The organism is Natronobacillus azotifigens, from assembly GCF_026805325.1.
Taxonomy (GTDB): Bacteria; Bacillota; Bacilli; order Bacillales; family Amphibacillaceae; genus Natronobacillus; species Natronobacillus azotifigens.
In genome coordinates this window covers 19,419-34,416 of the sequence record NZ_JAPRAT010000022.1, presented here as the reverse complement: position 1 = coordinate 34,416, position 14,998 = coordinate 19,419, and the positions used below count along the sequence as shown (strand labels likewise).

Sequence of the window (14,998 nt, the reverse complement as noted above, 5' to 3'; positions counted from 1 at the left end):
TTTGTGCGTTAACTAGATAGTCCATTGATCAGACACAATGGCGATAAGTCGCCAAACGCCATTTTCGTTTTCTTCAAAGACGAGGTGGACACTAAACCAATCCACGCTTCCTTCTCCTTCTGAACCTTCATAATGAAATTCAACAACAGTAGCATCTGGGAAAACTTCATCATGGTTATTTAGAACATTCCCGTGCTGATTGTATTCATTTATATATACTTGATCTGGATCTATCAGCATTTCTACATCTAAGAATTCATCAAAATACTCTTCAGGAGTTAATTCAATATCGTGAGCACTACCATCATAATCTCCCCAGTAATATTCTTCATCATCATCAGAAAAATTAGCTATTTGATCTTGATCAAAGATTAAATCTTCATCCTCATCAACATAAACATAAGGTGAAAACAATACTCCCCGCTCTTCGTGAGCATGAGTAGCTAAAACGGTCATCTCTCTTTCGTCAATCGCACGGATGATTTCTTCACCAACTTCTTCTGCCGATAGATCTTGTTCTAATTGTTCAGATTCAATATCAGTTAAAACCCATTTATCATCCTCTTCGCGCCACTCTGCATGGTAAGTCATTTCGACATTTCCGATTAATTCGTTAGAGCGTTCTTGGATAATTAAATAATGATCAAGACTCATCGCTCGAAGGGTGAAATCTTCATCATGATCTAGCCATATTGGTGTTTCGGTCGGAACAAGAAAGGCGCCCTCTTCGCGCTCCTCGATATAAGTATCAAGCATCCAAGTTGTCAACTCTGCGGACATAACGTCTTCTAAATGTATTCTCACTTCGTCTTCTGAATCAAAAGATGTTAGGTAATTATTTTCATCTGTATCATCAATTAATGTTTGAAAGGCTTGTTCACTGTTTGTCATAACTGTTTGTGCTCTTTCATTAGTTAATGGTGAAATATCAACTTGATCGTCATTATCGTCTCCGTTCTCATCTTCATCTGGTTCTTCGATTTCTTCATCAGGTGGCGGGTCAACTGTTCCATTTTCTTCTTCATTATCAAAAAATAAAGAAATGATAAAGAATATCAAAACAGTAAGTATAATGGCAGCAATGGCTGCTGTAATCATTCTAGATGCTTTCATCATTATCCCTCTTTCAGTAAATTAGTTATTTAATCTCTATACATTTCCTGCTAGTATTCACTTACCCTTTTTCTATTACCTTAAACTAACATCTGTTTATTCAGTCAAGTGTTTCAGGCAGTTATTTCGATGGAAAATCAAGGATAAGAAGGATGTTTTCTTGGTATGCTTATGTTTTTGAATGGAATGGATACAATAAAAAAAACTCGGGTAAAAGGAGAATAGAAATGACGAATAAAATTACAACTGACATGATTGAGCGTTTTTCCGATAAATTTTATCAACATCCTCAAAATGAGGTGATCAGAAATTCGATCATGAAAAACGGTATTCAAGCTGCGACCGAAAATAGTGCATCGTGGATGGCCATGCATCATGTATATTCGGAAGAAATTATAACCGGAATGGTTCCCAATCAGGCAGATAGTGGTCGTTGTTGGATGTTTGCTGCGTTAAATACGTTTAATCATAAAATAAATGATACCTTTCATATGAAGAATTTTGAGCTATCGCAAAACCAAATTAACTTTTGGGACAAGTTTGAGAAAGCCAATTATTTTATGGAAAATATTTTAGAAACAGTAGATAAACCATTGGATGACAGACTTGTTGCTTGGCTTTTAACAACCCCACAACAAGACGGTGGTCAATGGGATATGTTGGTTTCCTTAATTAAAAAATATGGGCTTATGCCAAAACAAGTGATGCCCGAAACGTTTCAAAGTAGCAAATCTGCTGATTTAAACAATCTGTTGGATACAAAATTGCGTCAGAACGCAGCAAAACTTAGAAGATTGGTTCAGGATGGCGTATCTGAAAAACAGATAAATAAAACGAAAGAAGACATGTTGGGTGAAATATATAACATCCTTGTCTATGCATTGGGAGAACCACCAAAATCCTTTGATTTTGAATTTAGAGATGATGATGGTGTATTTCATCGAGAAGTAAATATTACACCACAAGCGTTTTATGAAAAATATATAGGGGTAAATTTAGATGATTATGTAAGTATTATTCATGCACCTACAAGTGATAAACCATTTGAAAAGACATACACCGTGCAATATCTTGGAAACGTGGTTGGTGGAACGCCAATCAAATATTTGAATGTAGAAATGGATATTTTGAAAGAATTGGCAATTAAGCAGATTAAAGATAATGAGTCGGTTTGGTTCGGCTGTGATGTTGATCAAAATTCAAATAAAGAAAAAGGGATTATGGATACATCTTTTTATGATTATGAAAAAGTATTTGGTTTTCCTATCCACATGTCAAAATCGGAACGCCTGGATTATGCGGACGGAAAGTTGACGCATGCCATGGTGTTAACTGGTGTTAACCTTACGAATGGAAAGCCAAATAGATGGAAGGTTCAAAATAGCTGGGGGCCAAAAGTTGGCGAAAATGGATATTTTGCGATGAGTGATAATTGGATGAACGAATATACTTATCAAGTAGTTATTAACAAAAAACACCTGTCTAAAGAGTTAAAGCAGGCATGGAAACAAGATCCGATTGTACTCAAGCCGTGGGATCCAATGGGCTCACTAGCATTAATGAAATAGATCCAAATAAGAAGAAGGTACTTGCTACTGCAGGTGCCTTTTTTCGTATTTCTAGAGTAGTATCTATTTTCTCGGCTTATGCAACTACTTTTTCTATTATGGTAGGCTCTGATGTTGATAAATGGTATCGTCACAAAAATAGCCATAGATTCAAAAGAAACCGTCCGCAAGACTCCCACTTAAACAACTACTATCTCCAAATATATTCAACTTCTTTGTAATGTTGTAGAGAGCATAATGGTTACTCTCTATTTCCTCTTATTTTGTTAGAGTACATCCCTCGTTAACCGAGCCTTGGGTACTCTGTTCAATAACAAATAACCATTTATCAATCAGCTGTTATAAATACCCGTTCAAAATCCGGACTGCTGTATATAGTAAAGTGTAAGTTATTTTTACCAAGAAGGAAAAAGGAGGGAGAACATTGGTAGACGGGGATTTCCAAAAGAATTTGAATGAAATTTCAAACAACTTAATTCAAGTACACGTCTCTGATATCTTAAACAGATTAAACATCTCACAAAGTAATAAACGATTACGTGAACTATCGATGGATGAGAAAGTAAAAATCAAACAATCCGTTGAAGGCTTGCAGGCACAAACAGAAGCATTTTTATCCAATCAACAGAGCAATGAAAATACAACGGCACAAACAGAGGCATTGATTGAACAGTTAAGACAGATTGAAAGAAAAAAATAAGCATGATTGTATTATAAATAATAAGGAGGAATTTCTGTGAGCAGAGGGCAATATCAGAGCCAGGCAAGAGCGGTAAGTCAATATCAAGATCAGATTTCTGACGTGGAGCAACGATCAAGAGAGGCTATTTTTGTATTAAATTCCACGGATGTAACGATTGATACGACTGACACACAAGTTGCTGTATCTTTACAAGCAGCATTACAAGTTGCCATAGCAATTGTTATTAATATTTCGATTGATGATGGGGAACGAGCAAAAGAAGTTACAGAACAATTATTAGGATATTCACGCATTGAGCAAGTTAACAAACAATTAATTGTCGTTGATGGCAGTGAATCGGTAAATGTAACGACAACAGATACCAATGTAGCGGCATCTGTTCAGGTACTTTTACAAATCTTGATTGCATTAGTTGGACAATTAAACCTATTTTAAGTGGAGTTAGGTTCTCCTATCCATTTAAGTATATTTCCGAGTAATCCCCCTGTTACTGGACCATGAATGTGGTCCAGTATTAGTTTTGAAACAAAAAAACATAGAGTTTTATTGAAATTATAAGGTTTAATTACAACGACATTGGTCGCTTTTATGTAAATAAGTAGTGATAAAACTGTATTTTTTTGTTATTCTTGATAGTAAGAAAAAAATTCACCTCAATAGAATAAGGGGATGTATCAATGGAATGTGAACATATTAAGGAATATCTAGTTGCTTATCATCAAGGCAAGTTAACCCCTGAAGAAGAGGCAGTTATAGAAGAACATATCCAAACTTGTTCAACGTGTAAGCAAGAATCAGGTTATATAAAGAAGAAAAACCAACCGAAAGGCGGCAGTAAGAAAAAAAGCTCGTGGATCTTAGCTGGAATCATTATTCTGCTTTTTTCTGTTGCAGTTTTTATTTTGTCTGACGGAGAAGGAACCTCAGAACCAGCTATAGGTCGCAATTTAAATATAAGTTCCGTTTACAATGACGTAAAAATTACTATTACTGATATGATTGCAGATGATCTTCAGACAATTATAAACTATGAAATTGAGGATTTATCAAAAGAAACCTACTATCATTTAGAGTTTAGTGGCAGTATTAACGGTTACGTAGATTCAGAGATTACTGCTCACCGGTTTAATGGCGGTCTCTATAATAATGCACATGGAAATGACCTTAATAGAGATGATAATTACATTTATACAGGCACCCTTTATGCTGAACCATTAAGAAGTGAAGAAGGTATATTCGAACTCGAAATTCTCGAAGTTTATGAAACTCTGGACTCATCGATAATGGAAGGGAAATGGGAATTCGAGATTCCGTTTATAAGACAAGAATCGATCGTAAAAAAACTAGACAAGCAAATAGAAGTGGCCGGAATTCCCCTTACCTTTACGGAAATTGTTATTGCACCAACTACTACGGTCATTAAATATAATTATTCTAGTCCTTCTCTAGGAGATGTTCAACGTTTGAATTTCCCTTCGATTTCAAGTGGTGATCAGGTGTATAAAATTACGAGAGATGTTAATATGTTCCTCCTATCTAGTCGTGGATATGATTATGAGATGTTTTTTGAGTCGATGTACGATCAAGATATACCAAAACAATTGGATCTTGAATTAGAATCGTTCTCTGTTTTCGTTTTTGACCAAACGATCTTTGAAATAAACCCAGAGCTAGAAACACAGTCATTTGAATATTTAGGAACAACGATTACGATTGATCAGCTGAAGGTTGGAAATCGAGCTTCTTTAACGGTTAGAGAAGAATTCGACCCTAATCGCGCTTACGAAAGGTTGCAGTTCGAGGTGAATTTTGAAGGACCAGTAACCCATGAATTACGTGGAGATACCACTCTCAAAATTGTCGATAAGCATGGCGAGATTTTAGATGAAGAAGATGCCTACTACTTCTTTGATCAAACAGAGCAGATCCGTTATTTTAGTGTAGATACGGATGTTATCGTAGAAAATGTGAATTCTGAAGTTATCACCCCAAAGTCATTGGAAATTGGTGGGTATAATACTACGATAATTGTGGATGAAATCATTGAATTGAATTTATTAGAATAATAGTCTGGGAAGGTTCGTTCTGTCGAGATTTTTGTTTATCTTTGAGAATGGGAGATGAAGTAGTGGAATGTGAACATATCCGAGAATATTTAGTAGCCTACCATCAAGGGGAACTAACACCTGAAGAAGAGGCAGTTATTGAAGAACATGTCCAAACTTGTTCAACGTGTAAGCAAGAATCAGCTTATATAAAAAAAACAAACCAACCGAAAGACGCTAAGAAAAATAAAAACTCGTGGATTTTGGCTGGAATCATTATTCTGTTTTTTTCTGTTGCAGTCTTTATTTTGTCAGATGGAGAAGGAGCTTCAGAACCAGCTATAGGTCGCAATTTAAATATAAGTTCCGTATACAATGACATTAAAATTACTATTACAGACTTGATTGCAGATGACATTCAAACCGTTATTCACTATGAAATTGAGGATTTATCAAAAGAGTCCCTATATCAATTAGGTTATGACGTAGATATTAATGTCACCATCGATGATGAAGAAGCGTATCACGATTTTTTCATGGACCCATTATCCTTTACGTATGATAATACAGAAGAAAGTGGGTATATTCAGACAGGTGTGCTTCATACTTCTTCATTTGTAAACGAAGAAGGACTAATAGAGTTAGATATTCTGAATGTTGTCGAACTCGTAGAAAGTTCAGTGGATGGAAATCCTGATTACAGTCATACCTATGAAGAAAGAGTAGAAGGGGAATGGCAGTTTGAGATTCCGTTTATTAAACAGAAATCGATTGTGAAAGAGTTGGACGAAGAGGTAGAAATAGCTGGAGTATCACTTGTCTTTCATGAAATGGTCATTGCGCCAACTACTACGATTCTTGTATACAACTATGACGGATCCAGGTTGGGAGATGTCTATATGGATTTTTCTTCACTCTCTACGAGTGAACATATTTATGAAAGAACCCAAAGTAATTATGCTATTCATTACGGATCCAATCATGAGTTGCATTTTGAGCCAATGTATAATGATATACCAGAGCAAATCTTTCTTGATTTTAATTCTATTCATATATACTCTTCTCAGCAAACTAATTTTGACTTGAATTCCGAGGGAAATACACAAACTGTTGAATTTTTAGGGACTGAAATCACAATTGATTGGAAGAATGAGGGTAATGAAACGATAGTAGAGGTAACAGAAGAATTTAGTCCAGATCGTTCTTATGAATCGTTGCAATTTGATATTAGATTTGAAGAATTGGAAATATCAACGATTCATTGGGATCAATCAGGTAAAATTGTCGATAGAAATGGTGAGGTATACGATGCCGAGGACGTTTATGAGATTTGGCATGAATTAGATCAACCGCGTTGGTTTACGGAACACACGGAAATTAGAGTGACAAGCGAGAACTATGAAACTGTTACGCCAAAAAGCTTAGAAATTTATGGTTATGATAATATGATATTCCTAGATGATAAAATAAAATTAAACCTATCAGATTGATGGCTGAAAATAATAGTAGCACCTCCCAATAGTTCATAAGACTCAGCTTCAACAAATTTGAGTAAAGAGAGCAACATTTTTGATCCGCTATCGCTATGCTAAATTGAGATACCAGCATGCTCAAGGCAAGCAAATGTGCCTGAAAAAGCATCTGATTCGAACAGCAATCAGCTTAAGACAAGCAAAGCAGTCCCAAAAAGCAGGTGACTCAAACTTTGCTATAGAGTTCGTTTTTTCAGAGCTACAATCAGTGGGAGATACCCAAAATACCCCACTGATTGACCTTTCACTCTATCTTTATACATGTTATTGTTAATTGCTTAATAAGCATGGGTGTGCTGACTGTTGTTAGGGGATGTGTGCGTAAAACCACCTGGATGTTCTATCGTAGCATCTTGTGATGGCCAGTGTTGTATGTTTGGCTTGTTGTATTGTACAGGTGTGTCAGCTACAAAAGCACACTGGTTTCCAATATTCGAAGAAACAGATGGTAGCATATTCGAATAACCTTGCATTTTATAAACTTCTGCGACTGCTTTAGCCTGTGTTTGTTCAAAATGAATACTTCTTTCATCATAATCTCCTTGATATACTTGAGGAATTACTGGATAAAAATAATAATACAAATTATTTCCCTCCTTATCGTGAAAATATCTCCCTATTATCCATATTCAAACCAGACCGGTTTTGCTATCAAAAATGATTAATTTTCCTAGCCGTTGTTTGGTCACGCTAATCCTTTTAAACGAATATAATAATCTAAATCATGTAAAGAGGTGAATGTATGTTACCAACACATGTAAACAATATTTTTGCGTTGCGGATGAACTCATTGAACAATAATGCTTCTGTCAGTTATGGGAATACACTTCATAAGGGTCACCAGGCAAATGCAAAACAGAACGTAGGTTACTGGCAACCAGGGGATGCAAATTTCAGTCCATTACAATTTAATAACTTGAACGTAAGCAACGATCCAGATATTATCGATACACCACAGGCACAAGTGTAACGAGCGTAATTTGCGAAGAATCCTCACGTCTGATTTTGTTTTGTATATACTTTTTATATAGAGTTATGCAACGATAGATTTTCGGAGACAGGAGGACCTATATGGTATCGCATGTCAACAATATATTAGGAATCCGTATCAATGCTGCAAATAACAATTCATCGTTGAATTTTGGTAATGTCATCCACAGAGGACATCAATCCAATGTGAAAATGAATGTTGGCTATTTTCATGCGGGCGATGCAAATGAGAGTCCTTTGCAGTTTAATAATGCGAACTATGCGAATGATCCTGATGTATTGGATCAGCCGCAGTCGCAGATATAGCTTGGTAGTTAGAAAGGCTGAAATATGATGAAATTACAAATAAATATTCGAAATATAACGATTAATTCTATGAATGCATTAGGATCGATCAATGTAGGAAAGGTATTTTTTGCTGAAAACAGATCTTCTAGTATTCAAGTTCCGAAATCTGACTATGAAGAAAATGAATTAGATGAAGACAAATTGTTAGAAATGGTTCCGAGTATGTCTTCCGTTCCAACAGCTACAGAGGAGTGAGATGATGAACGAAAAATGGTTACAGTATTACTACAACTACCCGTATTATCGATTTTACCCTCATTATTCAGCATATCTTCAGCAAAATCCAGTTTTTCTAGGTGCCGAACAACAAAATGAGGCTTCAACCGAAGAAGAACAAGGGGAGCCTTTTCACGAGCAGATGATAAGTCCTGTGGATTCAGTAAATATGACAGAGCAGCTAAATAAGATGTTTGAAATTGTATCAAAAATGGAAGCAGATTATCGTGAAATTAAAGAAGAGTATCAAGAAATAAAAAAAGAGCTAAAAAGTATCGATCCGATAACGATTGAAAATGTGAATTACAAAATTCAAGATCTAAATGTTCAGGATTTATCGGGAAATTTATTGGTCGGTTTAACAACATTGAGTGATGCTGAAAATCTAAAAAAGCTTCTCGCTGATGAAGATTCTATCTCTTTTAATGATATTGATACAGAGGAACTGAATAATCAAGAATCCATGATGGATTGGGAAGAACAAGAAAACAATAATGAAGAGGGTGGGAATAATCAGTAGGTATTCCTGCTCTCCTTGTCTTGGGACCATTGAAACAGGAAACGTGCAGCTTCTTGTTCATTTTTTGGTAAAACGTCAGAAACGAGGTTTGGAACCAATTTAAATAGTCTCGATACGATAGGTAAGTGTAAGTTTGCTTTTCGTATTAGTGTCTCGTCTACTAATAAATCAGTATTACCTGCAGCTAAGAGCTCCCCACCTTTTAGTAGGATAACCATATCGGCCCAAGAAGCGGCAAAATTCACATCATGTGTGGAAAGGATAATTGTCTTACCCATATAGTACAACCCTTGCAATAATCCCGCTATTTCATCTTGTCCCAGAGGGTCTAGTGAAGCCATTGGTTCGTCAAGGATTACGATATCCGGATGCATTGCAAGAACTCCGGCAATAGCAACACGCTTTTTTTGTCCATAGCTGAGTTGATAAGGTGCGCGATCTTTATGCTCAAGCATTCCTACCGATCCTAGAGCTGCAGAACAAACTTCCTGAACTGTTTTTTCTGACATTTTTAAATTACGCGGTCCAAATGCAACATCTTCTAAAACAGTATTAGAAATTACTTGATCGTCTGGATCTTGAAAAACTAATCCAACCTTTTGTCTAATCGCTGCACAGTTTTTTTTCGTTAATTTTTCTCCCATTATCGAAACAGATCCAGAAGTGGGGAGTTTCAATCCGTTAATATGATGAAGTAAGGTGGATTTTCCCGCACCGTTGGGTCCTAATAAAGCAACTTTTGCACCGATGGGAACTTTTAGTGTAATGTTTTGTAAAGCTACCATTCCATTTTGATAGGTATAGGTTACATTGTTCAATTCAATCGCATTCATGTTCAGCAATTCCTCCTATTTCCTCCTAAATAGAGGCCTGACATATGAAAAATGCCAAGCCTAAGAAATATCCTTCTTTGCTGTTATCTAATTGCTCATGTAACTATGCCGAAAAAGAGCGTCTCTTTTTAACCAACAAGAGCTCTGTATGTTGATGTTCATAAGCAAAAAAATCTTCGAACAACTACAATTTTTTCTTCACTCATTCGAACATTTCCACATATTAGCACCGTTCGTCATACGGAAAGAAGCGAGAAAGCATCTTAAGTAAATTTCTTTCCTAGCTTACCTGCATCAACCATTGCAGCTAATACGTCTGCAATGATACGTGTTCCTAATAAGGCTGTCTGGTCACTAACGTCGTAAGGTGGCGAAACTTCTACAAGTTCCATCCCGCAAATACCCTCCCTTGCAACGCGATCTACAAATTGTAACCCTTCACGAGGAAGGAATCCACCAGGTTCTGGCCAGCCCGTACCTGGGACAAATCCACTATCAAAACTATCAATATCAACACTTAGGTAGACTGCTTTTGCACCTTTCCAAGCCTTTTCTAATGCAATATCAGCGACTCTATCAATCCCAAGTCGTTCAATATCATCGATCGTAACAACGGTTGTATTAAATTTACGAACATTTTTCACTGCTTCACGAGGGACTTGCCATCCACCAATCCCGACTTGCACAAGATTTTCAGGAGGGGCATTTGGAATATTGGTCGCGTGAAACCATGGTGTTGTATGCATTCTTTCATCCATATCTTTTTCTTGTAAATCTAAATGGCGATCCATATGGATAATGCCCACATTGCCATCTACATGCTCTGCGATACCGCGTAAACAGGGATACCCGATTGCGTGATCTCCACCTAACATTATCGGTAATGTTCCTTGAGAAAACACATGGGAAACTGCTTTGAATATTTGGTCAAAACTTTTTTCAATATTGGCAATGGTAAATACGTCACCAATATCACACATTTTGAGTGATTCTTTTAAATCTACACCTTTTTCATAACTATAGCTCGTATACAGTTTTGAAATTCGACGCATTGCCTCTGGACCAAACCGAGCACCTGCACGATAAGTCGTGCCGATGTCAAAAGGAACCCCCATGAATGCTACATCATATTCCCCAACTCTGCGGACATCTTCTAAAAATGGTGTTCGTAAAAAGGTTGGAATCCCTGCATGGGCAGGTCTTGGTTCTCTTGTGAATGTAGAAATTGTGCGATCTCCAATAGAGGGTGCAGCTTCTAAACCGTATTTAAGCGAGCGTTCTAGTTCTTTTTCTGATTCAATTTCCGGGATTTTTGCTTCTTTATACGCTTGTTCAATACCGAATAAATCTGTATCGCGGTCACTTTCTAATGCTTGTTTTTGTCTAAAACTTAATCCGTGATTGTCAAAGAAACCCACTTCAACACCTCACTTTCTAGTTATTCATGCTGTAAAAATACACATCAATACTCATCTATATTTTAGGAGGGATCGGATTATGACGATAATATCAATTTTACGTCAGCGATTTATTCTGTAGTCAATAAATGGACATTACTCAAGGATTATTGTTAGCTAGACTAAATGAACGTTTAAATTCTGCTTATTTATTTTCCAAATCTTTAATTACAATGTTTTTTGGTTTATCCCCAGGTTGAATAAGTCTGTGTAGTCTAAGGATTAAATAGCCGTGATTATAAGAAGCATCGATTTTATCATCACGGACAGGTAATGGAAGCGTCACTTTTCTATGGACTGGTCCTTCATAGATCTCTTGATGTATTGGTCGATATCCTGTTTCTTCAACGTAAACTTTCCCGTTCACCTCAAGTGTTACACCATAAATGCTAATATCTACATCTTTTAATTTCAGGCCAGGAAGTCTGAAGATACATAAAACCTCATTGTTTGATTCATAGATATTAACCATAATACTGGAGACCTGCTCATTATTTTTTTGTAGGGTGATATTTTTTTGATTATTATTATTATTATTATTATTATTATTGTTTGCATCGATTTCATTGTTTCCTTCATTCTCTTCATTTTTTTCAAAAGCTTCTTGAAAACTTGAAAAAAAGTCTTCACCAAGTACACTAGGTAAGACTTTATTCCACTGTTTTGGCCAATAATCATTCATAAAAACACCCTCCCCCTTACATAGATGCGTATATCCCTATATTTATGCCTAGTTTATGAAAAGAGTGATTTGTAAACAGCGTCCATCCGTAAGACTACCATTTCAAAACAACGAGGATATTAAGTTGTTAAAGTGGTAGTAATGGACGCTAGCATTTCGGTTGGCTCAACTATGAACCAGTGAGTGAAGTCTCAACAACCTGACTAAAGCTTCATTTTAGTTGTTGCTAAAAGGGGAACATATCATGGCAGATAAATTCATAGATTAACAAAGGATGATGAAAGGGAGAGTCTAATGGAAAAAAGACTGATGGAAATGGAAAAGAAAATAGAAGCCCTCAAAAAAGCAGATGGATTTTTGCATAATCGAATAGGTGAATTAGAATTAAGGGTTACTAAATATGAAGAGGAATTATCATCAACCTCTATAAGGCAATCACCGGTATTGGATAGTAAAATACATCACTTAACCGAGGTTAATGAACAAATGTTTCAACAAAACGTGCGGTTGCGTGAATTTATTGAAAATTGTGTTACGACACACAAAGTTCCAACCCAGGCAGGATATTATGACGCATTGAAGGAGAGAAATTAACTGATTTAGAAATAAAGGTACTATCGAATTGCTGAGCATCCTTTTATTCGACAAAAATATTTCTATTTCGACAAAAAATATTCATCAATCGTCTTTTTAGTGCAAAAATATAACCGTTCTTCATTGTTTTTTCATCATAAGAGAGGGAGATGTTTGTGAAAGTACGTTTGAAACATGAATCAGGATTGATTAGAGAATGTAAGGTTGGATTTAGTTGGACAGTATTCTTCTTTGGTTTTCTTCCACCGTTTTTCCGTGGAGATTGGAAGTGGGGATTAATTATCTTATTACTTGGTTCAGTTACTTTTGGTTTCTCTAATGTAGTTTTCTGGTTTATTTACAATGGCATCTACATAAAAGACTTACTACAGTCAGGTTATGAACCAGCAGATGAGCATAGCCGTGCAATCTTAGTTAATAAAGGTTATATCCTAGGTTAATCGAGAACACTTCACATTTTGTGAAGTGTTTTTTGTTGTATGAGAAAAAATTAGCACAGCTAGATTATCTATAGTAACAATATGTGAGACTGTTCGGTAGTAAATTTAGGTGTATGAAGTCGTTTGATGACGTTGTTGTAGCCCTTTTTAGGGTTTAACCTAGGCGAAAGAGGTCGTTTCGATGAGGTTTCAGCTCTTTTTAGGGTTTAACCTAGGCGAAAGTGTTTGTTTCGGCGAGGTTGTAGCTCTTTTTAGGGTTTAACCTAGGCGAAAGAGGTCGTTTCGATGAGGTTAGGTGCATTTTCTGCCCTCAACCTAAGCGAGATCAGCAATCTTGACGAGGTTAGCGTTATCTCCTGCCCTGAACCTAGGCGAAAAACTCGCCTTAAAGAAGTTAGAGTATTTTTTGATGCTCACCCTCACGTAAACATCATTAAAGTGAGAAGAAAAATCATTTACCACACAATTTGTGTCAACACAATGATAAGATTAATGATTGTTGATAAACGATCTGTTTGCAGTCATGCATAATAATTCTCGATTCGGGTAAATAAAGGGTAAACAACTGAAAAAGGAGTTTTACTATTATGTCTAAAAAAGCAATTCAGCCTGAACAACACCAAGAGAAGCAGCCAGGTTTAGAATCAGCAATGAATCCATTACCAGTTTATGATAATGGAAATTACCAAGGAAGCAACAAGTTAAAAGATAAGGTCGCTGTGATCACTGGTGGAGACAGTGGTATTGGCAGATCGGTGAGTATTCATTATGCAAAAGAGGGTGCAGATGTTGCAATCATCTACTTCGATGAGCATGATGATGCCGAAAAAACGAAACAACTCGTTGAAGCAGAAGGACAACGGTGTGTGTTGATTAGTGGTGATATTGGGGACTCAAGTTTTTGTAATTCTGCCATTGACCAAATTATGAATGAATTCAGTAAAGTAGATATTTTGGTAAACAATGCAGCTGTTCAATATCCAACGGATGACTTTATGCAGATTACCGACGAGCAACTGGAAAAAACATTTAAAACAAATATTTTTTCTTATTTTTATATGACAAGAGCGGTGCTTCCTCATCTCGCTGAAGGAAGTACAATCATTAATAGTACTTCGATCACTGCATATCAAGGTAATCCATCATTAATCGACTATTCTAGTACCAAAGGTGCTATTACTTCTTTTACTCGATCGTTAGCAGGTTCACTAATAGAAAAGAAAATCCGAGTTAACGGGGTGGCTCCAGGGCCTATTTGGACACCGTTAATTCCAGCTAGTTTTGATGCGAAAAAAGTTAGTGAATTCGGTTCGGATAACCCGATGAAACGCCCAGGTCAACCTTATGAGTTAGCTCCAGCATATGTATACTTAGCAAGCGAAGACTCCAGTTATGTATCTGGACAAGTACTACATGTAAATGGAGGAGTTGTAGTAAACGGTTAGAAATAGATAAATGATGCTGAACAAAGCTGGTCAGACTTTTGATCAGCTTTGTTGTTGTCTATAAGGTAATTATAAAATTCGTTTAGTTTTAGAAAACTTTTTGCAACAAATAATATAGCCATATCCAGTTCCAAGCTCCAAAAAATGGGTAATGATAACTGGAGACCAAAGAGACTTCTAAATCTTGTACGGTCATGATGTTCATTAAACTACCTCTTGTTCCGTTTACCTTACTTATTAAAAAATTCTTGTGATCCTTTTTGTAATTTAAAAAAGTGTGAGTGAAAAAGGTCTTAACACCGTAATATTCAAGAAACTATTGTTCATCTATTCTTGTGATTGAGTCTTCGGAATTTTTTTGATTGAATCTTTTTCTGATGAATTTCATTAATTTATAAAAAATAATTGAAACGCTTACAATACTAACGTATAATTCATAATTGGTACGGATAAGTTGAGAGAGGTTTTCTCACTGTTACATAGCGTGTGTGATCATTACATATATACATAAA

The 14,998-nt window shown here is 36.1% G+C and carries 18 protein-coding genes; 13 read left to right on the top strand and 5 right to left on the bottom strand.

The features are described from left to right. Nucleotides 1-12 precede the first annotated feature (12 nt). Nucleotides 13-1,113: a hypothetical protein gene (locus tag OWO01_RS11215; protein ID WP_268780556.1), complete on the bottom strand. Its 1,101-nt coding sequence runs from the start codon at nucleotides 1,111-1,113 to the stop codon at nucleotides 13-15. A 227-nt stretch (nucleotides 1,114-1,340) separates the two neighbouring features. Between OWO01_RS11215 and OWO01_RS11210 the strand changes: the two genes are divergently transcribed. From OWO01_RS11210 to OWO01_RS11190, 5 genes are all read left to right on the top strand, one after another. After that, nucleotides 1,341-2,681: a C1 family peptidase gene (locus OWO01_RS11210; RefSeq protein WP_268780555.1), complete on the top strand. Its 1,341-nt coding sequence runs from the start codon at nucleotides 1,341-1,343 to the stop codon at nucleotides 2,679-2,681. Nucleotides 2,682-3,105: 424 nt separating this feature from the next. Next, entirely contained in the window at nucleotides 3,106-3,381 is a 276-nt protein-coding gene (locus OWO01_RS11205; protein ID WP_268780554.1) for a hypothetical protein, read from the top strand. Nucleotides 3,382-3,417: 36 nt separating this feature from the next. Next, nucleotides 3,418-3,819, top strand: a complete 402-nt coding sequence (locus tag OWO01_RS11200; protein ID WP_268780553.1) for a spore coat protein — start codon at nucleotides 3,418-3,420, stop codon at nucleotides 3,817-3,819. Between the two features lie 242 nt (nucleotides 3,820-4,061). Continuing rightward, on the top strand, nucleotides 4,062-5,450 hold the full coding sequence (locus tag OWO01_RS11195; RefSeq protein WP_268780552.1) for a zf-HC2 domain-containing protein: 1,389 nt from the start codon (nucleotides 4,062-4,064) through the stop codon (nucleotides 5,448-5,450). 62 nt (nucleotides 5,451-5,512) lie between these two features. Beyond that, nucleotides 5,513-6,919: a zf-HC2 domain-containing protein gene (locus tag OWO01_RS11190; RefSeq protein ID WP_268780551.1), complete on the top strand. Its 1,407-nt coding sequence runs from the start codon at nucleotides 5,513-5,515 to the stop codon at nucleotides 6,917-6,919. Nucleotides 6,920-7,239: 320 nt separating this feature from the next. Here the strand turns inward: OWO01_RS11190 and OWO01_RS11185 are convergent, their stop codons facing one another. Further along, complete coding sequence (locus OWO01_RS11185; protein ID WP_268780550.1) at nucleotides 7,240-7,545, bottom strand: hypothetical protein; 306 nt, start codon at nucleotides 7,543-7,545, stop codon at nucleotides 7,240-7,242. Between the two features lie 158 nt (nucleotides 7,546-7,703). Between OWO01_RS11185 and OWO01_RS11180 the strand changes: the two genes are divergently transcribed. From OWO01_RS11180 to OWO01_RS11165, 4 genes are all read left to right on the top strand, one after another. Next, the gene (locus OWO01_RS11180) at nucleotides 7,704-7,931 is read left to right on the top strand and encodes a hypothetical protein (RefSeq protein WP_268780549.1); all 228 of its coding nucleotides are present in this window, start codon (nucleotides 7,704-7,706) and stop codon (nucleotides 7,929-7,931) included. A gap of 101 nt (nucleotides 7,932-8,032) precedes the next feature. Then, nucleotides 8,033-8,257: a spore germination protein gene (locus OWO01_RS11175; protein WP_268780548.1), complete on the top strand. Its 225-nt coding sequence runs from the start codon at nucleotides 8,033-8,035 to the stop codon at nucleotides 8,255-8,257. Nucleotides 8,258-8,281: 24 nt separating this feature from the next. Further along, the gene (locus OWO01_RS11170) at nucleotides 8,282-8,494 is read left to right on the top strand and encodes a hypothetical protein (protein WP_268780547.1); all 213 of its coding nucleotides are present in this window, start codon (nucleotides 8,282-8,284) and stop codon (nucleotides 8,492-8,494) included. 4 nt (nucleotides 8,495-8,498) lie between these two features. Next, nucleotides 8,499-9,035: a hypothetical protein gene (locus OWO01_RS11165; protein WP_268780546.1), complete on the top strand. Its 537-nt coding sequence runs from the start codon at nucleotides 8,499-8,501 to the stop codon at nucleotides 9,033-9,035. Here the strand turns inward: OWO01_RS11165 and OWO01_RS11160 are convergent. The 3 genes from OWO01_RS11160 to OWO01_RS11150 all read right to left on the bottom strand — a co-directional run bounded on the left by OWO01_RS11160 (nucleotide 9,029) and on the right by OWO01_RS11150 (nucleotide 12,007). Further along, complete coding sequence (locus tag OWO01_RS11160; protein ID WP_268780545.1) at nucleotides 9,029-9,868, bottom strand: ATP-binding cassette domain-containing protein; 840 nt, start codon at nucleotides 9,866-9,868, stop codon at nucleotides 9,029-9,031. The genes OWO01_RS11165 and OWO01_RS11160 overlap by 7 nt on opposite strands. Nucleotides 9,869-10,131: 263 nt before the next feature. Further along, on the bottom strand, nucleotides 10,132-11,286 hold the full coding sequence (locus OWO01_RS11155; RefSeq protein ID WP_268780544.1) for an agmatinase family protein: 1,155 nt from the start codon (nucleotides 11,284-11,286) through the stop codon (nucleotides 10,132-10,134). 184 nt (nucleotides 11,287-11,470) lie between these two features. Then, on the bottom strand, nucleotides 11,471-12,007 hold the full coding sequence (locus OWO01_RS11150; protein ID WP_268780543.1) for an Hsp20/alpha crystallin family protein: 537 nt from the start codon (nucleotides 12,005-12,007) through the stop codon (nucleotides 11,471-11,473). 294 nt (nucleotides 12,008-12,301) lie between these two features. On the opposite strand from OWO01_RS11150, the gene OWO01_RS11145 reads away from it, so the two are divergent. The 4 genes from OWO01_RS11145 (at nucleotide 12,302) to OWO01_RS11130 (ending at nucleotide 14,486) form a co-directional block, all read left to right on the top strand. Next, the gene (locus OWO01_RS11145) at nucleotides 12,302-12,601 is read left to right on the top strand and encodes a hypothetical protein (RefSeq protein WP_268780542.1); all 300 of its coding nucleotides are present in this window, start codon (nucleotides 12,302-12,304) and stop codon (nucleotides 12,599-12,601) included. A gap of 155 nt (nucleotides 12,602-12,756) precedes the next feature. Then, a complete protein-coding gene (locus tag OWO01_RS11140; protein ID WP_268780541.1) occupies nucleotides 12,757-13,041 on the top strand; it encodes a hypothetical protein in 285 nt (94 codons plus the stop codon). A 285-nt stretch (nucleotides 13,042-13,326) separates the two neighbouring features. After that, entirely contained in the window at nucleotides 13,327-13,572 is a 246-nt protein-coding gene (locus OWO01_RS11135) for a hypothetical protein (protein ID WP_268780540.1), read from the top strand. Nucleotides 13,573-13,628: 56 nt separating this feature from the next. Next, nucleotides 13,629-14,486, top strand: coding sequence for an SDR family oxidoreductase (locus OWO01_RS11130; RefSeq protein WP_268780539.1), 858 nt, complete (start codon nucleotides 13,629-13,631; stop codon nucleotides 14,484-14,486). The last annotated feature ends 512 nt before the right edge of the window (nucleotides 14,487-14,998 follow it).

What these genes read in the sequence shown, in the direction of transcription:
- OWO01_RS11195 (WP_268780552.1), top strand. Translation starts at nt 4,062, where the DNA reads ATGGAATGTGAACATATTAAGGAATATCTAGTTGCTTATCATCAAGGC.
- OWO01_RS11210 (WP_268780555.1), top strand. Translation starts at nt 1,341, where the DNA reads ATGACGAATAAAATTACAACTGACATGATTGAGCGTTTTTCCGATAAA.
- OWO01_RS11160 (WP_268780545.1), bottom strand. Translation starts at nt 9,868, where the DNA reads ATGAATGCGATTGAATTGAACAATGTAACCTATACCTATCAAAATGGA.
- OWO01_RS11135 (WP_268780540.1), top strand. Translation starts at nt 13,327, where the DNA reads ATGAGGTTAGGTGCATTTTCTGCCCTCAACCTAAGCGAGATCAGCAAT.
- OWO01_RS11150 (WP_268780543.1), bottom strand. Translation starts at nt 12,007, where the DNA reads ATGAATGATTATTGGCCAAAACAGTGGAATAAAGTCTTACCTAGTGTA.
- OWO01_RS11180 (WP_268780549.1), top strand. Translation starts at nt 7,704, where the DNA reads ATGTTACCAACACATGTAAACAATATTTTTGCGTTGCGGATGAACTCA.
- OWO01_RS11175 (WP_268780548.1), top strand. Translation starts at nt 8,033, where the DNA reads ATGGTATCGCATGTCAACAATATATTAGGAATCCGTATCAATGCTGCA.
- OWO01_RS11215 (WP_268780556.1), bottom strand. Translation starts at nt 1,113, where the DNA reads ATGAAAGCATCTAGAATGATTACAGCAGCCATTGCTGCCATTATACTT.
- OWO01_RS11130 (WP_268780539.1), top strand. Translation starts at nt 13,629, where the DNA reads ATGTCTAAAAAAGCAATTCAGCCTGAACAACACCAAGAGAAGCAGCCA.
- OWO01_RS11145 (WP_268780542.1), top strand. Translation starts at nt 12,302, where the DNA reads ATGGAAAAAAGACTGATGGAAATGGAAAAGAAAATAGAAGCCCTCAAA.
- OWO01_RS11165 (WP_268780546.1), top strand. Translation starts at nt 8,499, where the DNA reads ATGAACGAAAAATGGTTACAGTATTACTACAACTACCCGTATTATCGA.
- OWO01_RS11170 (WP_268780547.1), top strand. Translation starts at nt 8,282, where the DNA reads ATGATGAAATTACAAATAAATATTCGAAATATAACGATTAATTCTATG.